This window comes from Alteromonas sp. MmMcT2-5, from assembly GCF_022348315.1.
GTDB lineage: Bacteria > Pseudomonadota > Gammaproteobacteria > Enterobacterales > Alteromonadaceae > Alteromonas > Alteromonas macleodii.
Genome location: NZ_JAKRFB010000107.1, coordinates 1 through 3,719 on the forward strand (window position 1 = coordinate 1; position 3,719 = coordinate 3,719).

A 3,719-nucleotide genomic window follows, 5' to 3' on the forward strand; every position below is an offset into this window, starting at 1 on the left:
ATGGCAGAATATTGGAAGGTAACCCACCGCCACAGACCATATAATATAATACCTGTAGCGTTCTATGTTACTTTAGAGGGGAAAATCCCTAGAACCCCACTAAGCTTTGAAAAAAACGCCCTCGGTTTGAAATACACCACTCAAGATAAACGTCGAAAGAATGCAGTCCTATGAGCTTAGCCATATCGCTATTCCAAGATACACTGGAGCGATTTTTGAAAGAAATAGGAAAAGCGTTCATCTTAAATCCAATGCGATCCGAGCACATAAGCTTGTGTTTAACAGCTTGTTCTTTATGCCCATGTTCCCAGTCATAGAGATAACTGTATAGCCAGGCAATCTTATTATTGTATTGATATTTAAGACGCTCTTGTACCTGCCCATCCCAGTTGCCCACATCGAAAGGTCCCTCCATTGCCTTTTCTAGATCAGCCAAGTTTTTAAACTCCGTTCCCCATTCCAAGCCACATACCCAAACACTTGAATCTAAATTTCCGCCATCACAGCCGTAGTGGGAACATGCAAATTGTTTGAATTTTTCATTTAACTGGCGCTTCGTCATTACTTTATCCTTTCAACTTATACACAAAACTTACATCTAACCTGCGTCATAACTTGTCGCAGAGTTCAAAAATTATCTAATTTATACAAATTGGATAATGCGGTGACTTCATTTTTAATTGTTTGTCGCAAATTCGTAGGCGCGAGCACTTCAATACTGCTCCCTTGTGAACGTAGCCACCATCTGAACTGCCAAGAATCCTTGACGGTGGCAGTTAGGTCAAGCCAGTCAGTATTAGTTTCTTTAACCTGCATATCATGCGATAGCGGAGTCTCAAAAAGATAGTTGATGACCGAACGATGAATTCGAGCTTCAAAAGCAATGTCACCACTCAACCTAAATTCAGCAGCACCAGAATCGATATAATGTTGCAACGAAAAATTTACTGGCTTATCAATATTCTCTTTTAGTTGTTCAGCGACATTTATTCTCTGTAACGCATATAAACGGACATCTTTGTAACTAAATGCTGTGGCAGCTAAATAAAGTATCTTACCTCGCTGAATCAACCCGAGGGGGTGTAACACGAGTGTTTTAGCCTCTTCCGCCCAAACACCCGAATAAACAACTTTCACTTGCTTATCATCTAGCAGAGCACTCTGGATAATGTTAAGGATTTGTCCGTCAATAGCTGGAGGGAGTAACGGCATTGATGGTGTTCGAATGGCGACTTTATCCGTCCATTGAGCAAGAGCATGATCTCGATTAGCTTCTTGCAAATGTTTTTTAGCATATTCGAAGCGTGGCTTTAATGGTCTTAAAACCGAGGGTGGCAGTAGTGGAGCGATAACTTCTTCGGTTATTGCCAGGGAAACACAATCACTGATGCTGAGATTAGGTATATCAAACGAAGCATTATCCATCCAGCGCCAGCCATAAGGTCTACTTTTGTCATTACAGAGCAACGGAAATTGTCGAGACAGCTCATTTAAATCTCGCTCTACAGTACGCTTTGAAACATTAAAACCTAAGCTTGTAAGCCTTTCTACTAGTTCTCTGGCCGATATACCTACGCCAACTGAAGGTAAGAGTCTCAAGATTTCCCACTGGCGACTTAGCGTATTCCGTTCTGTTATCTGACTCATCTCAATTCGTCCTTACACGTGCGACACATATTGTCGCGCCTTTTAATCACTATACCTTACTGAATGATCATTCGAAGGAGTGCAAAAATGCTCTACAAAATAGAAGAACAAACCAACGTTTTTAAGAAATTAGAGCCTTTGGAGTTTAAAGACTTTTCGAGTTTTGGAAAGCTTGCGGATAATCTAGAGAACTTAATTGCAAGTAGTATTTTAGATGTATTGTTTGAAGAAGCTAGATTAATGCCTGCGTTTCAGCGAAAGCAGCGGCCAGTAGGAGCGGATATATATGCTCTCAATGAAATAGGTGAATTATTATTGTTTATCTTAAAGCGTTCAACTGATGGGGAAGACGCCGTCAATCAAGCTCTAAGATACATGCAAAATGCTGGTCAATGGAGCAACCAAAAATTAGAAGAAAAATTCATACGGCATAGTCAAAACGAAACGTCTCTAGTTCAAGCTCACAAAGAAGCTTTCGGCCTTGAGCACGAACTAGAGCCTGAAAAAATGAACAATAAACAACATCTATTTGTTATCGGCAGTGCAGCCGATCAATCACTAATTTCTCACGTTAATTACTGGAAGAAAAACGGTATTTCTATTTATTTCCTACCATATAGGTTTTATGAACTCGCTGGAGAAAATTACCTTGAATTCTTTGCACTTCCACATGATCAACACAAAAACCCAAGAGATGTGAAAGGCGTAATATTCGACACAAATCGCCGTTGGGACGAGAACTCTATTTGGTCGATGATAGATAATAGTCGTCTTGAAGCATATGGTGACGCAAAGAATTTTGTTCACGATATTCATGTAGACGACATTGTTTTCTTTTCGCACGAATGGTGCGGCTTAATTGCTGCCGCAAAAGTAAAAGGTGAGATTAAAGTTCTAGACAGTGAAACTCTGTATCGAGATGTAGAATTTTTGACTCCTACCCCGAACCGGAAGGATAACAGAATGTTGGCTATGCCTTTTTCACAAGTGAAACTAAAAACGGGTAAAACTTTCTTTTGGGCTAGAACTATAAAGATACCTTATCTGTCAAAAAGTGAAGCACTTGAGTTAGTTGAAGTTCTTAATAATTATTTGTATCAAACATAGAAAGTCGCGATTGCCGGAATACTTCGTAGCCGCGCCTTTGAGTGCCAGATGTTTGCCTTCTTGAGCCAGTGACTCTATGGGACCTAATCGTACGTGAAACGGAAGTTGGTAATTCGAGGCCCAAAGGTCGGCAAAGTACGTGTAACGGTCCCCCTGCTATTTAAAAAGAAACTATTTCGTTATGTTTACGATAGTATTGAACATGCGGCTCAGAAGGTAGGACTATTTTGTAGGGGGCACTCAATTAAATGAAAGCTTACAAAGCTGGAGGCAGGAATGTTTGGACTCTTTCGTAATACCAAAAAGGAGCAGCTATCAAGCGGCCCCTTTGGTGTAACTATTGGTGAGCAGGCAGTGGGTTCTAAAATCATAGGTGCTCCCGCATCGTTCCCTTACCCTTACGGTCCACATGGGGAGTTGTTTGATGAAAAGTATAGGCACAGTTTTCACAGAATTAACCCCCCCGAATTTCACCAGTTATTTCATTCTTTTTATGGTCGCTATGTTAACCCATTCGGGAACGGTAGAAGTACTGGTCTGTCCCGCGTCATTGCATGTTCAGTGGAGTTTGACGAACGAGAAACAAACTGCGTTCTCGAATTTTTTCGTTTTACTGAGAGACTAGAAGCAAAATACGGTAAGTGTCACGTTGTCGATAAAAGAGCTGATATTCTCAATGCCGATTCTTTTGCTGATAAGAAAATACCTGACTCGATATGGCTAAAAATAGTTGATTCAGAACCGCGTCAAGCTTACTTAGCATCTTGGAATCTGATGAGTTTAAACAACAGAATAGATGAAGTGAATTTGAGTCTTTATGTAAAAAGCATACTAGGACTTAAAAATATTAGATATGACCAAAGCTACTTGGGGTTCTAGGGATTTTCCCCTCTAAAAAGACATAATCCTCTGTAGACCACACCAATAAATGGCTGCGGAGGTGGTTTACTTTCAGCTTGGAGCCT

4 protein-coding genes are annotated in these 3,719 nt (G+C 40.5%); 2 read left to right on the forward strand and 2 right to left on the reverse strand.

The features are described 5' to 3' along the window. Positions 1–88 precede the first annotated feature (88 nt). Entirely contained in the window at positions 89–562 is a 474-nt protein-coding gene (locus MHN09_RS20910) for a hypothetical protein (protein WP_239241809.1), read from the reverse strand. Positions 563–627: 65 nt separating this feature from the next. Continuing rightward, positions 628–1,647 carry a WYL domain-containing protein gene (locus MHN09_RS20915; protein ID WP_239241810.1) on the reverse strand — a complete coding sequence of 340 codons (1,020 nt, stop codon included), beginning with the start codon at positions 1,645–1,647 and terminating at the stop codon, positions 628–630. A gap of 87 nt (positions 1,648–1,734) precedes the next feature. Between MHN09_RS20915 and MHN09_RS20920 the strand changes: the two genes are divergently transcribed. Together MHN09_RS20920 and MHN09_RS20925 are read left to right on the forward strand one after the other, a co-directional pair. Continuing rightward, on the forward strand, positions 1,735–2,754 hold the full coding sequence (locus MHN09_RS20920) for a hypothetical protein (protein ID WP_239241811.1): 1,020 nt from the start codon (positions 1,735–1,737) through the stop codon (positions 2,752–2,754). 276 nt (positions 2,755–3,030) lie between these two features. After that, positions 3,031–3,633, forward strand: a complete 603-nt coding sequence (locus MHN09_RS20925) for a hypothetical protein (protein WP_239241812.1) — start codon at positions 3,031–3,033, stop codon at positions 3,631–3,633. Positions 3,634–3,719: the final 86 nt, after the last annotated feature.